Annotated in this window: 19 protein-coding genes, 4 tRNA genes and 1 pseudogene; 23 read left to right on the top strand and 1 reads right to left on the bottom strand. The window is 68.4% G+C overall.

Translation table 11 applies throughout. The features are described from left to right. Nucleotides 1-6: 6 nt before the first annotated feature. The 19 genes and pseudogenes from ACRC20_RS09055 (at nt 7) to ACRC20_RS09145 (ending at nt 14,376) form a co-directional block, all read left to right on the top strand. Nucleotides 7-1,140 carry an N-acetylglucosamine-6-phosphate deacetylase gene (locus ACRC20_RS09055; protein ID WP_438686033.1) on the top strand — a complete coding sequence of 378 codons (1,134 nt, stop codon included), beginning with the start codon at nt 7-9 and terminating at the stop codon, nt 1,138-1,140. Nucleotides 1,141-1,259: 119 nt separating this feature from the next. Then, a tRNA-Gly gene (locus tag ACRC20_RS09060) sits at nt 1,260-1,332 on the top strand. A 181-nt stretch (nt 1,333-1,513) separates the two neighbouring features. Then, nucleotides 1,514-1,584 (top strand) — tRNA-Cys (locus ACRC20_RS09065). Between the two features lie 83 nt (nt 1,585-1,667). Continuing rightward, nucleotides 1,668-1,742 (top strand) — tRNA-Val (locus ACRC20_RS09070). Between the two features lie 488 nt (nt 1,743-2,230). Beyond that, nucleotides 2,231-2,845, top strand: coding sequence for a hypothetical protein (locus tag ACRC20_RS09075; protein WP_438686034.1), 615 nt, complete (start codon nt 2,231-2,233; stop codon nt 2,843-2,845). A gap of 134 nt (nt 2,846-2,979) precedes the next feature. Beyond that, nucleotides 2,980-3,609, top strand: coding sequence for a hypothetical protein (locus ACRC20_RS09080; RefSeq protein WP_438686035.1), 630 nt, complete (start codon nt 2,980-2,982; stop codon nt 3,607-3,609). A 130-nt stretch (nt 3,610-3,739) separates the two neighbouring features. After that, nucleotides 3,740-3,811: transfer RNA gene (locus ACRC20_RS09085), tRNA-Val, on the top strand. A gap of 10 nt (nt 3,812-3,821) precedes the next feature. Next, on the top strand, nt 3,822-4,199 hold the full coding sequence (locus ACRC20_RS09090) for a TIGR02611 family protein (protein WP_438686036.1): 378 nt from the start codon (nt 3,822-3,824) through the stop codon (nt 4,197-4,199). A gap of 82 nt (nt 4,200-4,281) precedes the next feature. Next, the gene (thrS, locus tag ACRC20_RS09095; protein WP_438686037.1) at nt 4,282-6,333 is read left to right on the top strand and encodes a threonine--tRNA ligase; all 2,052 of its coding nucleotides are present in this window, start codon (nt 4,282-4,284) and stop codon (nt 6,331-6,333) included. Between the two features lie 4 nt (nt 6,334-6,337). Further along, nucleotides 6,338-6,886 carry an HIT family protein gene (locus tag ACRC20_RS09100; RefSeq protein ID WP_438686038.1) on the top strand — a complete coding sequence of 183 codons (549 nt, stop codon included), beginning with the start codon at nt 6,338-6,340 and terminating at the stop codon, nt 6,884-6,886. Nucleotides 6,887-6,939: 53 nt separating this feature from the next. Next, nucleotides 6,940-7,257 (top strand): annotated as a pseudogene (locus ACRC20_RS09105) (YbjQ family protein); the annotation flags it as partial. A 209-nt stretch (nt 7,258-7,466) separates the two neighbouring features. Beyond that, nucleotides 7,467-8,198, top strand: a complete 732-nt coding sequence (locus tag ACRC20_RS09110) for a CDP-alcohol phosphatidyltransferase family protein (protein WP_438686039.1) — start codon at nt 7,467-7,469, stop codon at nt 8,196-8,198. A 17-nt stretch (nt 8,199-8,215) separates the two neighbouring features. Beyond that, complete coding sequence (locus tag ACRC20_RS09115; RefSeq protein WP_438686040.1) at nt 8,216-9,115, top strand: phosphatidylinositol mannoside acyltransferase; 900 nt, start codon at nt 8,216-8,218, stop codon at nt 9,113-9,115. 118 nt (nt 9,116-9,233) lie between these two features. Next, a complete protein-coding gene (locus tag ACRC20_RS09120) occupies nt 9,234-10,376 on the top strand; it encodes a glycosyltransferase family 4 protein (protein ID WP_438686041.1) in 1,143 nt (380 codons plus the stop codon). Next, entirely contained in the window at nt 10,373-10,921 is a 549-nt protein-coding gene (locus ACRC20_RS09125) for an NUDIX hydrolase (protein WP_438686042.1), read from the top strand. The genes ACRC20_RS09120 and ACRC20_RS09125 overlap by 4 nt, the downstream gene beginning before the upstream one ends. Before the next feature lie 9 nt (nt 10,922-10,930). After that, the gene (locus ACRC20_RS09130; RefSeq protein WP_438686043.1) at nt 10,931-11,845 is read left to right on the top strand and encodes an SCO6745 family protein; all 915 of its coding nucleotides are present in this window, start codon (nt 10,931-10,933) and stop codon (nt 11,843-11,845) included. A 109-nt stretch (nt 11,846-11,954) separates the two neighbouring features. Beyond that, on the top strand, nt 11,955-12,764 hold the full coding sequence (locus ACRC20_RS09135; protein ID WP_438686044.1) for a sensor domain-containing protein: 810 nt from the start codon (nt 11,955-11,957) through the stop codon (nt 12,762-12,764). A 107-nt stretch (nt 12,765-12,871) separates the two neighbouring features. Beyond that, nucleotides 12,872-13,771 carry a pyridoxal 5'-phosphate synthase lyase subunit PdxS gene (gene pdxS / locus ACRC20_RS09140; RefSeq protein ID WP_438686045.1) on the top strand — a complete coding sequence of 300 codons (900 nt, stop codon included), beginning with the start codon at nt 12,872-12,874 and terminating at the stop codon, nt 13,769-13,771. Between the two features lie 143 nt (nt 13,772-13,914). After that, a complete protein-coding gene (locus ACRC20_RS09145) occupies nt 13,915-14,376 on the top strand; it encodes a GAF domain-containing protein (RefSeq protein ID WP_438686046.1) in 462 nt (153 codons plus the stop codon). A gap of 4 nt (nt 14,377-14,380) precedes the next feature. Here ACRC20_RS09145 and ACRC20_RS09150 read toward each other — a convergent pair whose 3' ends face one another. After that, nucleotides 14,381-15,097: a DUF2071 domain-containing protein gene (locus tag ACRC20_RS09150; protein ID WP_438686047.1), complete on the bottom strand. Its 717-nt coding sequence runs from the start codon at nt 15,095-15,097 to the stop codon at nt 14,381-14,383. A 108-nt stretch (nt 15,098-15,205) separates the two neighbouring features. Here ACRC20_RS09150 and ACRC20_RS09155 point away from each other — a divergent pair, with 108 nt between their 5' ends. The 4 genes from ACRC20_RS09155 (at nt 15,206) to ACRC20_RS09170 (ending at nt 19,072) form a co-directional block, all read left to right on the top strand. Next, nucleotides 15,206-16,417, top strand: coding sequence for a tyrosine-protein phosphatase (locus ACRC20_RS09155; protein ID WP_438686048.1), 1,212 nt, complete (start codon nt 15,206-15,208; stop codon nt 16,415-16,417). A gap of 67 nt (nt 16,418-16,484) precedes the next feature. Further along, nucleotides 16,485-17,252 (top strand): class I SAM-dependent methyltransferase, encoded by a 768-nt coding sequence (locus tag ACRC20_RS09160; RefSeq protein WP_438686049.1) that lies wholly within the window; start codon nt 16,485-16,487, stop codon nt 17,250-17,252. A gap of 92 nt (nt 17,253-17,344) precedes the next feature. After that, nucleotides 17,345-18,298 carry a DUF222 domain-containing protein gene (locus tag ACRC20_RS09165; RefSeq protein ID WP_438686202.1) on the top strand — a complete coding sequence of 318 codons (954 nt, stop codon included), beginning with the start codon at nt 17,345-17,347 and terminating at the stop codon, nt 18,296-18,298. Nucleotides 18,299-18,337: 39 nt separating this feature from the next. After that, nucleotides 18,338-19,072 carry a tyrosine-protein phosphatase gene (locus ACRC20_RS09170; RefSeq protein ID WP_438686050.1) on the top strand — a complete coding sequence of 245 codons (735 nt, stop codon included), beginning with the start codon at nt 18,338-18,340 and terminating at the stop codon, nt 19,070-19,072. The last annotated feature ends 1 nt before the right edge of the window (nt 19,073 follow it).

The following is a 19,073-nucleotide window of genomic DNA, read 5'->3' on the forward strand; positions in this document are numbered from 1 at the left end:
GAAGCCATGGCGTGGCAACGAGTCCGAGGTAGCATCTGCCGCGAAGGCGACGTGGTCTTTGAGGTCATGAACGGGATGATCACGAACCGCGAGGGCTTCGCGGACTGGGCGCAGCGTTGGCCGATGCGAGAGCCGCCGCCCTATCTCGGCAGGCTGTGCCCCGGGCTCGTCGACATCCACTGCCACGGCGGCGGCGGGCACACGTTCTGCACCACGAATCCGGACGAGGCGCGCAAGGCGGCTGAGTTCCACCACCGCAGCGGCTCCACCACGGTGGTGGCGAGCCTGGTGACCGCCCGAGAGGAGGTCCTGCAGGCGCAGATCCGGGCCTTGCGGCCGCTGGTCCACGAGGGCGTCGTCGCCGGGATCCACCTCGAAGGCCCGTTCCTCGCGACGAGCCGGTGCGGGGCGCAGGACCCTCGCTACCTCGCGAAGCCCGACGCGCTCATGGCCAGGCGCTTGCTCGACGTGGGGGAGGGCACGGTGGTCATGATGACGATCGCGCCGGAGCTGCCCGGCGCGGACGAGGTGGTCGAGGTGCTGGACGAGGCAGGCGTGACGGTGGCGCTCGGGCACACCGACGCCGATTACACGACGTTCCGCCGAGCGCTCGACGCGCCGAAACGGAGGGTCGTCACCCATCTCGGCAACGCCATGGCGCCCCTCCATCATCGGAACCTCGGCCCAGTCGGGGCAGTTGTGCACAAGTTTTCGACCGGAGGCGGGGGGATGACGTATGTCGAGCTCATCGCCGACGGCGAACATGTCGCCGACGAGTTCGTGGAGATGATCGCCGCGCTGGACAACTCGAACGTCGCCCTGGTGTCGGACGCGATGGCGGCGACGGGCAAACCCGACGGGCGGTACCGGCTCGGAGAGCTGGACGTGGTGGTGCAGGACGGGGTCGCCCGGCTCGCCAACGGCGCGCTCGCGGGCAGCACGAGCACCTTGGGGGGGATCGCTCGAAGAGGAGAGCGCAGTGCCTTCGATATGGAGCTCTACGCCAGCCTCGGGCCTGCGGAAGCATTGGGCTTGGCCGATGTCGGCAGGCTGGAACCAGGCAACCGCGCCGACTTCCTCGTGCTCGACGACGACAACCGGGTGCGGAAGGCGATGCGGCGGGGGGAGTGGCTCTCCTGAGTTCCGGCGTGCCCAAAACGCCGCTCGGACCTGCTCATTTGCGGGGCCGCCGAAGAATGCGCTAAGGTATGTCCTCGCGCCACGAGCACCCCGGCAACGCCCGGAATGCGAGTGGACATGCGGATGTAGCGCAGCTGGTAGCGCATCACCTTGCCAAGGTGAGGGTCGCGAGTTCGAATCTCGTCATCCGCTCGGTCACCGGAACGTTCCGCTTCCCGTGCCTGGCTGATCCTCTCAGCTTGATCCGAGATTATCACGGACATTTTGCCAGGTCAGGGATTTATCGGCCTGATATCAGGCAAATGCTCGCGATCTTCTCCGATCCGGGCGCGGTAGGCTCTTTGGAGCGGCCACGACATGTGGCGGCGACTTCGGTGGAGTGGCCGAGAGGTGAGGCAGCGGCCTGCAAAGCCGTCCACACGGGTTCGAATCCCGTCTCCACCTCGATATTTCGGTATCGGGGACTTCGTGCGGTACTATGCACGAGCACATCGGGTGCCCGACTCAGGTCGGCGGACCCGGAACCTGCGCGATTAGCTCAGCGGGAGAGCGCTTCCCTGACACGGAAGAGGTCACTGGTTCAATCCCAGTATCGCGCACCACGGCGAGCCCGGGCGAAGGCAGATCCTTCGTCCGGGCTCATTTTTTTGCGAACATTTTGATCATTTTTTCGAGCGCGCTTCCTGAGGGGGGCTTGCTGGGGGCGGTCGTCCTCGCCGCCAGGGGCAATGATCGACCGCGTGGAGTGGCGTGCTTGTCGCGGGCGAAGAGGGCCCTGGCTGTTGGCGGCCCAAGGGCGGTTCTGCGTCAGCCCGGGCGGTGGGCGTGGTGGTCGTCCAGCTCGTCGCGCCACCGCTTCCACATGGCGCTGCGACGTCGAACTGCAACGTCAAGAAGTGCAGAATTGGGCAAATTGCGTATGAAAGGAGTTTTTTTATTGTGCTGGCGCAAGCGGCCATGCGAGGATCCACGCGTGATCTCGCGCCGTACATCAAGTCTTTTCCACCGCACCGTCGCGCTTTGTGGGTCCGCGATGTCCCTTCTCGGGTTCGCGGTTCCCTTGGCCCATGCCGAGCCTTCGGCAAATACTGTGGACACGGCGGATTATTTGATCGCCGCGCGCGGTCGGGGCGGAGAGGTCGCGTTCCTCTCTCCTGACGGCAAGATTTTGTGCGGCGTGCCGACCGAGCAGTTTCCAACAGTGTTCTGCGTCTCGACCTCTGGCCAGTTCCCGGAGGCTTTGAAGCTGCCGACGCTCACAGCTCCTGCCCCGGAGGACGAGAACGCGGACGACGAGGGCCAGGCTCCGAAGACCGTCGCCAAAACCGCGACACAGATCGAGCTCGGATACCATCCGGCCACGCCTGCGGGGCCGCAGCAAGGAGCTCCGACGGCGATAGTGTCGCCAGCCAACTGGCAGCAGGAGAAATGGTCGAACTTCAAAGCGGACCAGGCGAAGGTCTTGCCTGCGGGGAAGAGCATCAGCGCGAGCGGGTTCACCTGCACGGCGACGAATGCGAGCGAAGTTCGTTGCATGGCCGAGGGGGTTCAGTGCTGGACCGACACGTCGCAGAACCCTGTGTGGAACCGGGTTTGCACCCAAGGGCAGAACAATATCGGCTTTGTGGTCTCCCAGGCCCGGTACGAGCTCTTCAACGTCGTGTCGGCGACAGCAGTGAGGAATCGCGACTCCGGGTCGTCGTAGCGCCTTCTTCGCCGAAGGGCGCGCGCCTCGCTCCGTGCTAGCTCCAGGCGCGGTGGCCTCCTTGCCTGCCGCCGAGCAGCCTTGGCGCGGCGGTGATACCCTCGACCGGTCGGTCGAGGATAGGCTGGTACGGCATGGTCGAATTATTTGGAAACTCTGCAGTGCTCGCTGTGGTCGTGATCGTGGTCGTGGTCGGATGCGCGACCGGGTACTTCAAGAGCCGGTCCGGGCGCGCGGTCGTGCCGGCGGCTCCGGCCCAAGGCGACGGGGTGTCTTGGGCGGAACCGGAAGCGGGCGGTCCGGGCTGTGCTGCGCTGAGAGGAAACGTGGAACGCCTCAATGAAGCGGTCAGCGCCTACCAGGCCACGTCCACGAGGTTTAAGGCAACGATCAAGAATTTGAGCTCGGACGATCCGGGGAGCATCACGCAGTCCGAGCGCGGCCAGGTGGGCGCCGCCGCGCGGGAGATGGCGATACGCCTGCGCGCCATGGCGGCAGCGGCGGGGAGGATCTCGGACGACGCGGAGCGCTTCTGGGCGAACGGGAGCGACATCGGCGCGGAGCTGCGCGACGCGGCGCGCGAAGCCGTCGCGGCAGCCGCCGTTTACGTGGAGGGCGCGGAGGGCAGCGCGAAGTACTTCGAGAAAGTGGCGGCCTGGCACAACGGTCGAGGCCTGCCTTACGGGAAGCCGTCTCACCCCGGTGCGGGCGCCGCGCCCCTGTACGAGCGGCTGGACGTGCTGTGGCGGCTCGCGGGCTGTTGACCTCGTTCGCGGTCTAAGGGTTTTCGATCACCATTTGAGCGCGTTTGCCGTTGCCAGCGGTTGGCGGTGGCGATTAGACAACGCAAGAAATCCCAGCTAAAGTAGGCGCTCGGCAAAATGCCACACGTAAGGTCTCGTAGCTCAGTGGGAGAGCGTCCGCCTCACACGCGGAAGGTCGCTGGTTCGAAACCAGCCGGGACCACATCGAAAATTTGAAGCTGTGGCTGCGCGAGCGCCCAGCCCTCTCTCTCGCCTATCGGATCGCCGTGGCGGTCGTCGGAGGCGTCGTCTTCGTCGCAGGCGCCGTCATGATCCCGTATCCCGGGCCGGGCTGGGCGGTCCTCTTCCTCGGACTCGGCATTCTGGCCACCGAGTTCCCCTGGGCGGCGCGCGTCCTGCGGTGGGCCAAACGGCAATACGACCGTCTGATGGCGTGGCAGCGAAGGCAGCCGCTCTGGTTGCGGGCGCTGTTGGCGCTCCTCGCGCTGGCGTTCACTGTGCTGACGTTGTGGCTGCTCGGGGCGCTCGCCATCGCGGGGCGGCTGATCGGGCTGGACGAGCCGTGGCTGCGCAGCCCGCTGGGCATCTGACAATTCCAGGGGACAGGCCGGTTACCATGGTCAGATCCGAAACCTTGTTTTGCATGCAACCCATCTCGAACGGAGCAACCCCATGGTCGACCTGATCGCCCCGCCCGCCTCGGCATCCGCGCTGAAGGTGCAGGCCGGGACGACCGCGAGCGCGGCGGTGCGGGAGGCGGGGCTCTCGACCTCCGGGCCGGAGGCGGTCGTCGTGGTCCGCGACGCGGACGGGGCGCTGCACGACCTCGCGTGGGTTCCGGAGGAGGACGTCCTGGTCGAGCCGGTTCCGGCGGACTCCGACGATGGCCGCTCGGTCATCCGGCACTCCGCCGCGCACGTGCTGGCGCAGGCGGTGCAGCAGGAGTTCCCGCACGCGAAGCTGGGCATCGGTCCGCCGATCAAAGACGGCTTCTACTACGACTTCCGGGTGGACCACGCGTTCACCCCGGAGGACCTGGCGCGGCTCGAGACCCGGATGCGCAAGATCATCAAGGCGGCGCAGCGGTTCTCCCGAAGGGTCGTCGAGGTCGAGGAGGCCCGCGTCGAGCTCGCGGACGAGCCGTTCAAGCTGGAGCTGATCAGCGACAAATCCGGAGTCGACGACCCGGAGGTCATGGAGGTCGGCGGCAAAGAGCTGACCATCTACGACAACCTCAACCCGCGCACGGGGGAGCGCGAGTGGGCCGACTTGTGCCGGGGCCCGCACATCCCGACCACCAAGCACATCCCGGCGTTCAAGCTCACCCGCAGCTCGGCGGCGTATTGGCGCGGCGACCAGTCCCGCGACAGCCTCCAGCGGATCTACGGCACCGCGTGGGAGTCCGCCGAAGCCCTCGAACAGCACCTCGAGCTGATCGCCGAGGCGGAACGTCGCGACCACCGCAAGCTCGGCGCGGAACTGGACCTGTTCAGCTTCCCCGACGAGCTCGGCTCGGGCCTGCCGGTCTTCCACGCCAAGGGCGGCGTCCTGCGCAAGGAGCTCGAGGACTACTCGCGCGCCAAGCACATCGAGGCGGGCTACGAGTTCGTCTTCACCCCGCATATCACCAAGGCGCACCTGTACGAGGTCTCCGGGCACTTGGACTGGTACGCGGACGGGATGTTCCCGCCGATGCACGTCGACGCGGAGCTGAACGAGGACGGCACGGTGCGCAAGCCGGGGCAGGACTACTACCTCAAGCCGATGAACTGCCCGATGCACAACCTGATCTTCCGCTCGCGCGGCCGCTCGTACCGCGAGCTGCCGCTGCGCCTGTTCGAGTTCGGCTCGGTGTACCGGTACGAGAAGTCCGGCGTGGTGCACGGCCTCACCCGCGTGCGCGGGATGACGCAGGACGACGCGCACATCTACTGCACCCGCGAGCAGATGAAGGACGAGCTGACCAAGACTTTGCAGTTCGTGCTCGACCTGCTCCGCGACTACGGCCTCGACGACTTCTACCTCGAGCTGTCGACCAAGGACGAGGAGAAGTTCGTCGGCGCGGACGAGATCTGGGAGGAGGCCACCCGGACCCTGGCGGAGGTGGCCGAGGCTTCCGGCCTCACCCTCGTGCCTGATCCGGGCGGGGCGGCGTTCTACGGCCCGAAGATGTCGGTGCAGGCGAAGGACGCGCTCGGCCGGACCTGGCAGATGTCCACGATCCAGCTCGACTTCAACCTCCCCGAGCGGTTCGGCTTGGAGTACACCGGCTCGTCCGGCCACCGGGAGCGCCCGGTCATGATCCACCGCGCGCTCTTCGGCTCCATCGAGCGGTTCATCGGGGTGCTGACCGAGCATTACGCGGGGGCGTTCCCGGCCTGGCTCGCGCCGGTGCAGGCGATGGGCATCCCGGTGAGCGACGACCACGTCCCGCATCTGCGCGCGTTCGTCGACTCGCTCCGCGCGGGCGGGATCCGCGCCCAGCTGGACACGAGCGACGACCGGATGCAGAAGAAGATCTTCACCCACACCGGGCAGAAGGTCCCGTTCCTCGTCCTCGTCGGCGCTCGGGATGTCGAGGCAGGCACGGTGAGCTTCCGGTTCCGCGACGGCAGCCAGCGCAACGCGGTGCCGGTGGACGAGGCGAAGGGCTTGGTCGTGGACTGGGTCGCGCGCCGCGAGAACGCCTCTCCCACGGCGGAGAGCTTCGGCTCGGCGGGATAGGGCCATGAGCGAGCAGCCGGAGACGATGCGCGACCAGGGGCCGGGGGAACCGGACCACCTGGCCCGGCTCTGGTCGCCGTTCCGCATGCAGTACATCGCGGAGGGGCCGAAGACGGGCGAGGCCGCGAACCCGTTCGCGGAGCTGCCGAGCCTCCCCGACGAGGAGGGCCTCATCGTGGCGCGGGGCGAGCTGGTGTACGCGGTCTTGAACCTCTACCCCTACAACCCCGGCCACCTGATGATCGTCCCGTACCGGACTGTCGCGGAGTTCGAGGAGCTCACGGTCGAGGAGAGCGCCGAGCTCGTGGCGTTCACCCAGGAGGCACTGCGGACGATCAAGCGGATCTCCCGGCCGCACGGGTTCAATGTCGGGTTCAACCTCGGCGCGGCCGCGGGCGGCTCGGTCGCCGCGCACCTGCACCTGCATATCGTGCCCCGGTGGGGCGGGGACGCGAACTTCATCACGGTCATCGGGGCCAGCAAGGTGATGCCGCAGTTGCTGCGGGACACCCGTGCTCTGCTCGCCGAAGCGTGGGGCCAGAGTCCCGTCTGATCGGTCGCGTACGCTAAGGGCGGCAAAATCGTCGGAGACGAGAGGAGATGGCTTTGCTGGTGGTGACCACGAACGACTTGCCCGGCTGGGAGATACAGCGGGTGTGTGGCGAGGTGTTCGGCCTGACCGTCCGCTCCCGCAACGCGTTCTCACAGATGGGCTCCGGCTTCAAATCGATGTTCGGCGGCGAGCTGCAGGGGATGACGAAGAACCTGGCCGACAGCCGGAACCAGGTGATGGGCAGGATGATCGACGAGGCGCGCGCCCGAGGCGGCAACGCCGTCGTCGGCATGCGGTTCGACACGTCGGAGATGGGCGAGGTGTTCACCGAGATGTGCGCGTACGGCACCGCCGTTGTGGCGGTCCCGGTCACCGAGGCCGCCAAGCAGACGGCAGCGCAGCTGGGCTATCCGCAGTTCGGGCCAGGCGGAGTGCCGCAACAGCCTGCCGCGCCCCAGCCGCAGGCTCCGCAGCAGCCCGGCCCGTACGGCCCCGGTGGCTACCCGCAGCAGCCCGGCCCGTACGGCCCTGGTGGCTACCCGCCCGCAGGGCAATACCCCCCGCAGCCGGGTCTGTAGTAGTGCTGTCGTCGCTCGTCAAACCCGCTGTCTCGAAGGTCATCGCGCCGCTTGGCGGCGCGCTGGTCCGGTGCGGGGTGACCCCGAACGTGGTGACGGTGGTCGGCACGCTCGGCACAGTGGCTTCCGCCCTGGTGTTCTTCCCGACCGGCCACCTCATCCTCGGAGCCGTGGTGTGCGGTGCGTTCGCGGTCTTCGACATGCTCGACGGGGCGGTCGCGCGGGCTTCTGGCGGCGGCACGAGGTTCGGCGCGGTGCTCGACGCGAGCTGCGACCGGATCGCGGACGGGGCGATCTTCGGCGCGCTGGCCTATTGGGCGGCATTCCCGTTGGGCGCCGCGAAGATGGGCCGAGCAGCGGATTCGTACTTCACGGCGACTCGCCAAAAATACGTCTACATCCCGAATTCCGCCGTCTCCTCGGAAGGGACGCAGCTCAGCCCCGAGGGCTTCCAGCTGCTCTTCGTCGGACTCCTGGTCTGTTTGGTCTCGGCGCTCACGATCTCCTATATCAAGGCGCGGGCCGAGGCGAGCGGCCTCAACGGGGACGGCGGGTGGATCGAGCGTCCGGAGCGGCTTGTCATCATTCTCGTCGGAGCCTTGCTCACCGGGCTCGGCGTGTGGCAGGCGCTGCCGCTCGCGGTCGCCTTCCTGGCGCTCACCAGCGTGATCACCGTCGGCCAGCGGATCCTCTCGGTCTGGCGCGGCTCGAAACAGCCTGACGGGCCCCAATGAGTGAGAGCTTCAAAACTGTGACCCTGAAAGACCGGGCCGCCATCTGGGGCTATAGCGCAGGTTGGGGCCTTGTCCGTCTCGCGCCGGAAAGCGCCGCCCGCGCGACGTTCCGCAAGGGGGCCGACTTCGCGTTCCGCCGAGGGGCGGGGGCGCAGCTGCGCAAGAACCTCGCGCGAGTGCTCGCCGTCCCGACCGACCAGGTGCCGGAGGAGCTGGTCCAGCGCAGCTTCCGCTCATACGCCCGCTATTGGCGCGAGGCGTTCCGCCTCCCGGCCATGGACCAGGCGCGGCTGGCGCGCGACGTGGACGCGGCGGTGACCCAGCAGCAGCATTTGGACGAGCCGCTGTCCCAAGGGCGGGGCGTGGTGATCGCGCTGCCGCATATGGGGAACTGGGACCTCGCGGGCGTGTGGCTGGTGGCGCGGCACGGGCAGTTCACGACCGTCGCGGAGCGGCTCAAGCCCGAGTCGATGTACCAGAAGTTCTTGGCCTACCGGGAGTCGTTGGGCTTCGAGATTCTGCCCCATCTGTCGGGCGCCGACGAGGCGGCGGGGGAGGGCCCGTACAAGGTCCTCGCCCAGCGCTTGAGGGAGGGCAAAGTCGTGTGCCTCCTGGCGGACCGAGGCATGAGCCGGGGCAGCGTCCCGGTGCAGTTCTTCGGCGAGACGGCGCGCTTCCCGCTGGGCCCGGCGAAGCTCGCGGTCGAGACTGGCGCGGCCCTGGTCACCGCGCACACCTGGTACGAGCCTGTGGGCAGGCCCGAGGGCCGCTGGCGAGCCGAGATCGGCCCGGAGCTCGACACGGGCGACGGGGTCGAGGCCGCGACCGGACGGATCGCCGCAGCCTTCGAGACCGCTATCGCAGCACGCCCCGAAGACTGGCACATGTTGCAGCCCTTATGGGATATCGACAGGTGACCCCGGCGCTCTGGCGGCACTGTGCTGTGTCTCCACCGCCGACGGGCGGGCCTGCGTTGCTCCGCTTTGCCGGGGCCTTGGATCTCATCCACCAGTTTCACCGGGGGAGGTCTGCCGCATGAGGATCGGCATGGTCTGCCCCTACTCGCTGGACGCGCCGGGGGGCGTGCAGGCGCATGTCCTCGAACTCGCCCAAGTGCTCATCGACCAGGGGCACAAGGTGCAGGTGATCGCCCCGGCGAGCGACGGCGCGCAACTTCCCGACTACGTGTGCTCCAGTGGCGACGCGTTGGCCGTGCCCTACAACGGCTCGACGGTCCGGCTGCAGTTCGGCCTCGGGGCCCTCGCGAAACTGCGCCAATGGATCGCGCAGGGGCGCTTCGACGTGCTGCATGTGCACGAGCCGAGCGCGCCGAGCCTGTCGTTCCTCGCGGTGAAGGCGGCCGAGGGGCCGATCGTCGCGACGTTCCACGCGGCAGCGGTCCAGTCGCTCATGCTCGCCGCGCTGCGCCCCGTGCTGACCCCTTACTACGAGAAGATCGTCGGACGGATCGCCGTCTCCCCGCTCTCGCGACGGCTGCAGATGCAGACCGTCGGCGTCGGCTCGGTGGAGATCCCCAACGGCCTGCACGTGCGGGACTTCCACGAGGCCGAGCCGTTGCCCGGATACCCGCGCGGTGGCGGGACGATTTTGTTCCTCGGCCGGTACGACGAGCCGCGCAAGGGCTTCGTGACGTTGCTGCGCGCGTTGCCGCGCATCGTGGCGAAGCACCCCGAGGTGGAAGTGCTGGTCGTCGGGCCGGGCGACGAGCGCAGAGCGCGGGCGAAGGCGGGGGAGCATGCAGGCAGGCTGCGATTTTTGGGCCAAGTGAGCCAGGCGGACAAAGCGTCGGCGCTGCGTTCGGCGGATGTCTTCTGCGCTCCGAACACGGGCGGGGAGAGCCAGGGCATCGTGCTGCTGGAGGCGATGGCCGCGGGCGCGGCGGTGGCCGCGAGCGATCTTGAGGCGTTCCGCCGGGTGCTCGGCGTCGATGAGGCTGGGGGCGGAAGGGCCGGGCTGCTCCTTCCGATCGGAGACGGCGAGGCGTGGGCGGAGGGAGTCGGCGCGCTGCTCTCGGACCCTGTCTCGCGCGAGCGCAGCGTCGCGGCAGGCTTCGAGGTGGTCGCCGCGTACGACTGGACTGTGATCGCCAAGCAGATCCTGCGGGTGTACGAGACGGTCACGGTCGGCTCGCCCGGCGTCCGGGTGGCGGGCGCATGACGCTGCTGCTCGTCGTCGCGCTCGTGGTCCTGCTGCTCGGGATGCTCCTGTTCGCAGGATGGATGGTCAAGACTGCGCGACGGCTGGACCGGCTGCACGTGCGCCGCGATCTGGCCTGGCAGGGCTTGCTCGCGGCGCTCGACCGCCGGGCTCTCGTGGCGCGGACCGTCGCCGCGCAGCTCGGCCCGAGCGGGGCTGATCTCGCCCGGATCGCCCGCGCGGTGGAGACGGCCGCTGTGCCGAACGGTGCTGCGTCCGCAGAGGCCGCCTCGGGGGATGCCCGGCCCGGCCGCGAACAGCTGGAGAGCGAGCTCTCGGTCGCGTTGGCCGGGGTCGGCCAGGGCGGGTTCTCGGACCAGCTCTTGGAGGAACGGGCCGACGCAGAGTGCCGGGTGCGTTTCGCGAGGAGCTTTTACAACGAGGCGGTCAGGGACACGCTCGCGCTGCGCACGAGACCTGCGGTGCGTCTTTTCAAACTCGCTGGCAGCGCCCCGCTGCCGGTTTATTTCGAGATCGCCGAAGGGCTCGGGCCGAGGGCCGAGTAGGTTTGTGATGTGGCTGACATATCGAACTCTGTCGAACTGAACTCTGCCGAACTAACCGCCGCTCAAACCGCGCGCGCGATGCTGCCGTTCGACCGGATCCATGCGAGCGGCTATTTCCTCCCCGAGGTGGCCGAACGGTTCGCCGCGATCGGGGTGACCGACCCCCACACGCGCTATCTCGCCTCGCGGGTCGCGCCGATGGGCGCGGTGGCCTCGGAAGTCGTGGTGGCGACGTTCTACAACTTCAATCCCGACATGGTCGTCCCGCGCATGGCGCTCGCGTGGTCGTTGGCCTCCCCTGAGGAGTTCTGGTCCACGCGCCTGGCCGGGGTGGGCGCGGGGCTCCGAAGGGCGTGGGGCGAGGAGCTGATCGCGTCGCCGGAGTTCCTCGAAGCCGCCGATCTCGCCGAAGAGGCAGCGAAGACGCTGGACGCGTTCGACGCGCCGGGCCGCCCGCTCTTCGCCGGGCATCTGCGGCTGCAGTGGCCGCAGGAGCCGCACCTTCGGCTCTGGTTCGGCCTCACCCTGCTGCGCGAGCATCGGGGCGACGGGCATGTCGCCCTCCTCGCCGGATACGGGCTGACCGGCCTGGAGGCGAGCATCACCTACTACGCGACGGGCGCCGCGCCGATGCCGAAGGAGTTCGTCCAGGCGAGCCGGGGATGGTCGGCGGAGCAATGGGAGGCGAGCGCGGACGGGCTGCGCGAGCGAGGCCTGCTCGCGGACGGGCCGGAGGAGGCGCTGACCGGCCAAGGGCGAGCGATGCGCGAGCGGATCGAGGCGCTCACCGACCAAATCTCGGAGGCGCCCTGGCGGCGGCTCGGCGCGGAGCGCTCGGCCCGGCTCGCCCTGCTCCTCGGCCCGCTCCGGGCCAAGTTGTTCGAGTCGGGGGCGATCCCAGCCGCGCCGCGCCGTTCGCGCTAGCAACACCAGCCTCATTGGTCACACCAATCCCACTAGTCAAGCACAATCCGATAACGGCAGGCCTCGCCCGTCCCGGCCCGGGGCGTCGGCGGCGCAAAATCGTCGGGAAATGACACCCGTGGAGAACACGGACGCGAGCCACCCGAGATTGAGCGAGGCAACGATGAAGACCCACACTGGCGCAAAGGCCCTGCGCGGCTTCCCCGCGTTCCTGCTCTTCGCCTGCGCGTCGCAGGCGGTCCTCGGGCTCGCCCCGGCTTCGGCGGCCCCCGCCGCCGACCCGATCGACGCGATCATCGTCCCGGCGGCGGGCGCGAACGAGGTCTACGGGCACGACTTCACCTCGTCGCCGGTGAACTCGGCCCCGTCCGAGCCGGAGAAGGCCCTCGGCAACTGCGGCAACGCGCAGGCCGCCGCGTTCTCCGAGCCGTGGACCTCGTACCGCTCGGTGCACTACAGCACGTACAACAACCTCGGCCCGACGCAGCGGGTGGCGATCTACGCCGACGAGGCCGCCGCCGCGAGGGCGTTCGGCAAGCTGACCGCCCAACTGGCCTCCTGCAAGACCGCCGCTCCGGCGGCCCCGGCGCCGAGCGCCCAGCCCAGCCCGGCTCCGGACGCGGCCCAGCCCGCTGGCGAGAGCCCCGCCCCGCAGGCGCCCGCGAGCCCCGCTCAGACAAGCCCCGCGCAGCAGCCCGCCGCGCAGAGCTTCACCGTCGCGGCGGCCACGGCGGACACCGCGAAATGGGACGACTACGTCGGCTTCAGCCAGGTTTCCGGCCTGCCGTACCACTGCTTCCGCGAGGCGCACCAGCACGCAGCGGTGGTCCTTGAGGTCGAGACCTGCGACCTGGACGACAACGGCTCGTTGACCTCGGCGATGGCAGGCAAGATGCTCGCCCAGATCCCGGCCGCCTGACTTCTCGGGCAGCGATCCGCAGACGCGAGCAGGCCAGTGGGAAACCACTGGCCTGCTCGCGTCTGCGGACGTTATTTCCGGCTCGCGCGGCGGCATACGATGAAGACATGACAGCGCAACAGATCCACCAGACAGGCACCGGCAAGGTCAAGCGAGGCATGGCCGAGATGCTCAAAGGCGGAGTGATCATGGATGTGGTCACCCCCGATCAGGCGAAAATCGCCGAGGACGCGGGCGCTGTCGCGGTCATGGCGCTCGAGCGCGTTCCCGCCGACATCCGCGCGGAGGGCGGAGTGTCGCGGATGAGCGACCCCGACATGATCGACGGCATCATCAGCGCGGTGAGCATCCCCGTCATGGCGAAGGCGCGGATCGGCCATTTCGTCGAGGCGCAGATCCTGCAAAGCCTCGGGGTCGACTACATCGACGAGTCCGAGGTGCTGACCCCGGCCGACTACACCCACCACATCGACAAGTGGCAGTTCACCGTCCCGTTCGTCTGTGGGGCGACGAACCTCGGCGAGGCGCTGCGCCGGATCGCCGAGGGCGCCGCGATGATCCGCTCGAAGGGCGAGGCGGGCACGGGCGACGTCTCGAACGCCACGACGCATATGCGCTCCATTGGCGGGGAGATCCGACGGCTGGCCTCGTTGGACGAGTCCGAGCTGTACGTCGCGGCCAAGGAGCTCCAAGCTCCGGTCGACCTGGTCAAGGAAGTCGCCTCCACGGGCAAGCTCCCGGTGGTGCTCTTCACGGCGGGCGGGATCGCGACGCCCGCGGACGCCGCGCTCATGCGCCAGCTCGGCGCGGAGGGCGTGTTCGTCGGCTCGGGCATCTTCAAATCGGGCGACCCCGCCGCGCGGGCGAAAGCGATCGTCGCGGCGACGACCTATTACGACGACCCCGGCATGCTCGCCAAGATCTCGCGGGGCCTCGGCGAGGCGATGGTGGGCATCACGGTCGACTCGCTGCCGGTCTCGCACCGGCTGGCCGAGCGCGGCTGGTAGGCAGAGCCGCGGGCAGGACGCGGTCCGAGGCAACATTCCAGCAGCGTGATCCTGACCGCGTCGAGCTGCTCGGCCTCGTCCTATCGCCAGTCGCCTCGTTGGCGCGCTGAGCGCTGTCGTGGTTGTGGGCGATACTCGGAGCCATGTCCGACTCCTCGCCCCAGTTCCGAGACCTCGCGCCCGAGCTCGACCAGATCGCCAAAGAGCTGGATGTGCGCTCGGTGCTCATCATGCGCTCCACCCCGGCGCATATGCGGGTCGAGGCCACGGCGGGCGAGGCGGAGGCCGTCTACACGGTGGGAGCCGAGGGCCGCAAGGGCGCGGTGTTCGAAGACGCGCACGAGCTGTACTGCGAGCGCGTGGTGAACACCGGCCAGGCGCTTTTCGTCCGAGACTCGGCCGAGGACCCCGAGTTCGCGGGGAACGAGGACGAGGCGGAGCACGGCCTCAACAACTATCTCGGGGTCCCGGTGCTGGGTCCGGACGGCAGTGTCTTCGGCACGGTGTGCGTGCTGGACGACAAAGCGAGGGACTACACCCCCGAGCAGCGCGCCCGACTCGACGAGCTCCGCGCGGCGGCGGAGCGGGCGCTCGCATCGGACTGAGCCGTCACGCCTTGGCCGCGGACCTGCTCTGGCCGGGCAGCGGCGCTTTGGCCCATGCGACCGCCACGTCCTCGATCAAGTACGAGGGGGCGGGCCGGGCGCTCGCGAATCCGGCGAGAAAACTCGATTCGAGGGCTTCGACCGCCACCTCGCGGGCCTCTCGGCGGTTCGGGACCATGCGGACCCCTTCGAGCGCGCCGTTGTGCCCAGGTGAGAACCCGATGTTCGCGTTCACGCAGGCTCCGGCGATTTGATCGCACAAGTCCACCGGCTCGGCTCCCGCGTGGATCCTGGTCCGGACGGCGATGTCGAAGCTTCGGTCCGCGCCATGGGCCTCGACCGTCCAATCGATCCGGTCGGCGGACTGGACGTGCCGGATATCCGCGCGCTCGTGGACTCCGGGGAAGGCGCGCCCGCCGACGAGAGGGACGACGCGCGAGTCGGTGTGCCGCAGCGGGACGTAGACGCCGACCGCCGTCGCCCCGGACTCGGTCTCCCATTCGACGGAGATCCGATGCGCGGCGGCCTGGAAGCCGAGGCCGAGGAGGCCGGGGAGCGGTCTCGGCCGCACCTGGTCGAACCGAAGGAGGCAGCAGCCGACGACGACCCCGGCGTCGGTCGCATGCGGGCGCAGGCCAGCAGGCAGGCGGGGCCGCACCTCGTCGGGGTCGGCGACGAGGTTGACCAGCAGCCGCCGCTTGATGTGCCCACGAATCTCCACGGGGAGATTCTCTCATTGCAGAGAAATTTCGCGCGGCTGGCCCTATGATCTCCACTTGGACGAAGACGGTTCCAAGCAGGCTGCGGCTCGTGAAGGTTGAGGGGAATAGTGCGCGCGTTCGATGAGATTCTCGACTGGGACCTCGCGGCGTTGGAGACGGGCGTGGACGCCGTGGCCAAACGCTCCGCAGGAGCGGCAGAGTACGGCAGCGCGGTGCGGACCTCGCCCGCTTTCCACGGCTGGACCGGCGCTGCGAGCGAGCAGGCGGGGGCCTTCGCGGGCAGGCACGCGGACCACAGCGACCAGATCGCCCGCCATGCGAAGGAGCTCCTCGGCCCGTTGCGCGACTACGCCAACGGCGGGAAAGACCTCAAAGGCCGAGCGCAGCAGCTCGCCGAACAGGCCGCGGCGCACGGCTGCCGGATCGGGCCGGACGGGAGCGTCGTGGACGGCGCGGCTCGAACGGGCCTGTACGGGCGGAACATCAAACAGCGTTTCGCGGCGCAGGCGAAAGATCTGATCGACCAGGACGCGGTGCTGCACCGGCGGCTCGCCGACGCCATCAAGACCAGCTACGCCAACGACAGCCGGGCCGGGGCCGAGACAGGCGCTGGGGCAGGGCCGGGGGATGGCGCAGACGCTGGGAGCGGCGCAGGTTTCGACCGCTCGTTGCATCTAGCGGGGGCCACGAACGCCCGCGACATCGGCGGCTACCAGACCTCGGACGGCCGCGCCGTGCGGACCGGGGCGGTGTTCCGGAGCAATCGCCTCGAAGACCTCACCGACGCCGATATCGCGGAGCTCAAAGCCCGAGGCCTCCGCCAGGTCGACGACCTGCGTTCCCCCTCGGAGCAGGCCGAGGCCCCGGACCGGGAGATCCCTGGCGTGCGGACCGCGTCGCGCCCGATCTTCGGCGACAGCTACAACTCGGGCGGCATGACGAAGCTGTACACGGACTTCGTGTCGCAGCCGAAGGAGCGCGCGCAATTCGCGGCCGTGCTCCGCGACATCGAGAACTCGCCCGGCCCGATCCTGTACCACTGCACGTCGGGCAAGGACCGGACCGGCTGGACAACGGCGGTGCTGCTCTCCGCCCTTGGCGTGCCCCGCCAAACCGTGGAGCAGGACTATATGCTCAGCAACGACTACCTCCACCAGTCCCCGGCCGCTGGTTCTCGGGACGGAGTGGACTCCGCGTGGCTGGACGCCGCGTTCGCGGCGGCGGACAAGCAATACGGCGGGATGGACGGGTATGTGCGGCAAGGTTTGGGCTTGAGCGACGCGGACGTCCAGGCGCTGCGGGCCAAACTGCTCGTGTGACGCGTTCCGGTCCGAACCGTTTGCTCCGAGCAGGCGGCGGCGCGGCGGGCCGGGCTACTATGGCGGTATGGGTGAGCCACGTCTCTCGTTCGACCTCGACAAGCTGCCCCGCGGCGGTCCGCGCGCGTCGCGGCTGGACCGGTGTTTGCAGACCGACCGGCAAGAATTCCTCGACCGGGACGATGTGCCGTACCGGATCAAGGGCTCGGTGATCCGCTCCCTCGACCGGATGGGGGAGCGGTGGCGGTTGCACGAGAAATTCGCCGAGCTGGCCCTCGAACAGGTCGCGGGCACGCCGAGCCCGAAAATCCTCGAGCTCGGGTCGGGGCATGGCGGGCTCTCGCGCAAGCTCCTGCAACTGCATCCGAGGGCGGAGGTCGTGATCACCGATGTCGAGCCGGAGTCGGTGGCGAGGATCCGGGACAGCGATTTGGGCAGCCATCCGAGGGCGACGGTGAAGATCGAGGACGCGACCGCGATCGATGCTCCGGACGGGACGTACGACCTCGTGGTCTTCGCGCAGTCTTTCCATCATTTGCCGCCGAGGCTCGCGAGCAAAGTCATAGGAGAAGGAACCCGTGTCGCCAAGAAGTTCCTGATCATCGACCTGCTCCGGCCCCCGTCTCTGGTGCTTCTGGCGGGATTGCCGATGTTCCTGCCGATCGCCGCGATCACGCAGGGCTTGCCGACTGCCCATGACGGGTTCATCAGCATGCTCCGTGCGTACAGCCCCGCCGCGTTCCGCGCGCTCGCCAAGGCCGCAGATCCCGATATCAAGCTTTGGACCAGGACCGACGGGCTCCAGCAAGTGGTCGTGGCGAGCAAGCTGGTCTGAATTTTTCTTCTATTTTTCCTTGTGCTGCCTGGGGTTTTCGGTTAGAATCGAACGTATGGACAGTACGGTGGGAGCCGGTTCGGCGGTGAGGGATTTGTTCGCCGCGCTGGCGGAGTTGGAGCGCGAGGAGGCGGTGCTGTTGTCGCGCGAGGCCGTGCTGGTGGGCGCACTCGTACGGGAAGATCTCGCAATTGATGGAGGCCCAGTATCTGCGCCTGGACCCCGACTGGTGCAAGAAGCGTCGGGAAAGAGCGAGGAAACAACGCTCGTTCACCATCACCCCGGTCTGGGGGCACCTCCCACGAGCTCTGCGAGTGGGGGACGACGGCATGGCGGATTTGCGCGGGACGATGCCATTGGAAGCGGCAGCCGAGTTGCGCGAGCGCCTCGACGCCATCGCCCGCACGGTGTGCCCCGACGATCCACGCCCCATCTTCACCCGCCACAGCGACGCGTTGGCTGTCCTCGGATCTGAGCACCAACTCACCTGCCAATGCGACAAGCCCACCTGCCAAGCCGCCGGGCGCCCCGCACGGCACGCCAAGAACATCGAACTCGTCGTGCAGCTCTCCTCGTTGATCTCAGGCGAGGATGTCCCCGCGCTCCTCAACGGAGCCCCGATTGACCCCGAACTGGCTCGAATACTCGCTAAAGCCGCCAAACGAATCACATTCACCACCACACCAGACCAATCTCCCCCACTCGCTAGCGCTCGCGGGAGGTACCCCCAACCCACACCGAGCCTCGAAACCCACGTCAACACACGAGACTCGCACTGCCGATTCCCCGGCTGCCACCGAAGAGCACGCACCGAACTCGACCCTCCCCCACGGCCCCGAGGGGGCCGCGGGCGGTACCCCCACATCCCGTTCAACCACGAAGCCCCAGAATCAGGCGGCTTCACTGTCCCCGACAACCTCAAACGATTGTGCAGACACCACCACCGAGCCAAAACACACGGACACTGGCAAGACCAACAATCACCCGACGGAACCGTCCACTGGACCAGCCCAACCGGCCGGCGCTACCTCACTACTCCCGGCTGAGTCCGGAGAGCCTCAAGGCTGTTCGCTAGCATTTCCGGCATGCGTGCCCTCTTCCCTTCGTGCGTCGCGGCAGTCCTTGTGCTGTGTGCGCCGGCGTTGCCCGCGCTCGCCGATCCGGTCGCGGTCCTGCTGCAAGGAACACAGAACTCGCGGGACATCGGGGGCGTCCGCACGACAGACGGGCACGTCGTCAAACGCGGTGTGGTGTATCGGAGCGACTCGCTCGGGACGTTGTCCGCGACAGGCTTGGCGGATATGGCCCGGCTGGGCGTCCGGCAGGACGACGACCTCAGGACGGACAAGGAGCGCGGAGACGTTCCAGACCGGCTGCCGGAAGGGGTGCAGCACAACGTCCGGCAGGTCTTCAGCCAGGCGGACTTCGCACGATTCCGAAGCGGCCAGGACCAGTTCTACCGTTCCTTCGTCTCGTTCCAGGACGCGCGCGACGCCGTGGCGCAGGTGCTCAGGGACATCGAGCACGGGCCTGAAGCCCTGCTCTACCACTGCTCGGCGGGGCAAGACCGGACCGGTTGGGTCACGGCTGTGCTGCTGACGCTCCTCGGTGTGCCGAGGGAAGCCGTGAACACGGACTACCTGCTCAGCAACGTGTACCACCAGGCGGCGGGCAGCTCGATGCGAGTGGGCCTCGGCGACTTGGACTCGGCTTTCGCGGAAGCGGACCGCGCCTATGGCAGCTTCGGCGGTTTCGTCCACGACGGGCTCGGGATCGGCGACGACGACATCGCCGCGCTCAAAGCGAAACTGCTGGAGTGAC

The organism is Segniliparus sp. (assembly GCF_051660745.1).
Classification (GTDB): Bacteria; Actinomycetota; Actinomycetes; order Mycobacteriales; family Mycobacteriaceae; genus Segniliparus.

What these genes read in the sequence shown, in the direction of transcription:
- ACRC20_RS09055 (WP_438686033.1), top strand. Translation starts at nt 7, where the DNA reads ATGGCGTGGCAACGAGTCCGAGGTAGCATCTGCCGCGAAGGCGACGTG.
- ACRC20_RS09145 (WP_438686046.1), top strand. Translation starts at nt 13,915, where the DNA reads ATGTCCGACTCCTCGCCCCAGTTCCGAGACCTCGCGCCCGAGCTCGAC.
- ACRC20_RS09080 (WP_438686035.1), top strand. Translation starts at nt 2,980, where the DNA reads ATGGTCGAATTATTTGGAAACTCTGCAGTGCTCGCTGTGGTCGTGATC.
- ACRC20_RS09135 (WP_438686044.1), top strand. Translation starts at nt 11,955, where the DNA reads ATGACACCCGTGGAGAACACGGACGCGAGCCACCCGAGATTGAGCGAG.
- pdxS (WP_438686045.1), top strand. Translation starts at nt 12,872, where the DNA reads ATGACAGCGCAACAGATCCACCAGACAGGCACCGGCAAGGTCAAGCGA.
- thrS (WP_438686037.1), top strand. Translation starts at nt 4,282, where the DNA reads ATGGTCGACCTGATCGCCCCGCCCGCCTCGGCATCCGCGCTGAAGGTG.
- ACRC20_RS09100 (WP_438686038.1), top strand. Translation starts at nt 6,338, where the DNA reads ATGAGCGAGCAGCCGGAGACGATGCGCGACCAGGGGCCGGGGGAACCG.
- ACRC20_RS09120 (WP_438686041.1), top strand. Translation starts at nt 9,234, where the DNA reads ATGAGGATCGGCATGGTCTGCCCCTACTCGCTGGACGCGCCGGGGGGC.
- ACRC20_RS09170 (WP_438686050.1), top strand. Translation starts at nt 18,338, where the DNA reads ATGCGTGCCCTCTTCCCTTCGTGCGTCGCGGCAGTCCTTGTGCTGTGT.
- ACRC20_RS09125 (WP_438686042.1), top strand. Translation starts at nt 10,373, where the DNA reads ATGACGCTGCTGCTCGTCGTCGCGCTCGTGGTCCTGCTGCTCGGGATG.
- ACRC20_RS09160 (WP_438686049.1), top strand. Translation starts at nt 16,485, where the DNA reads ATGGGTGAGCCACGTCTCTCGTTCGACCTCGACAAGCTGCCCCGCGGC.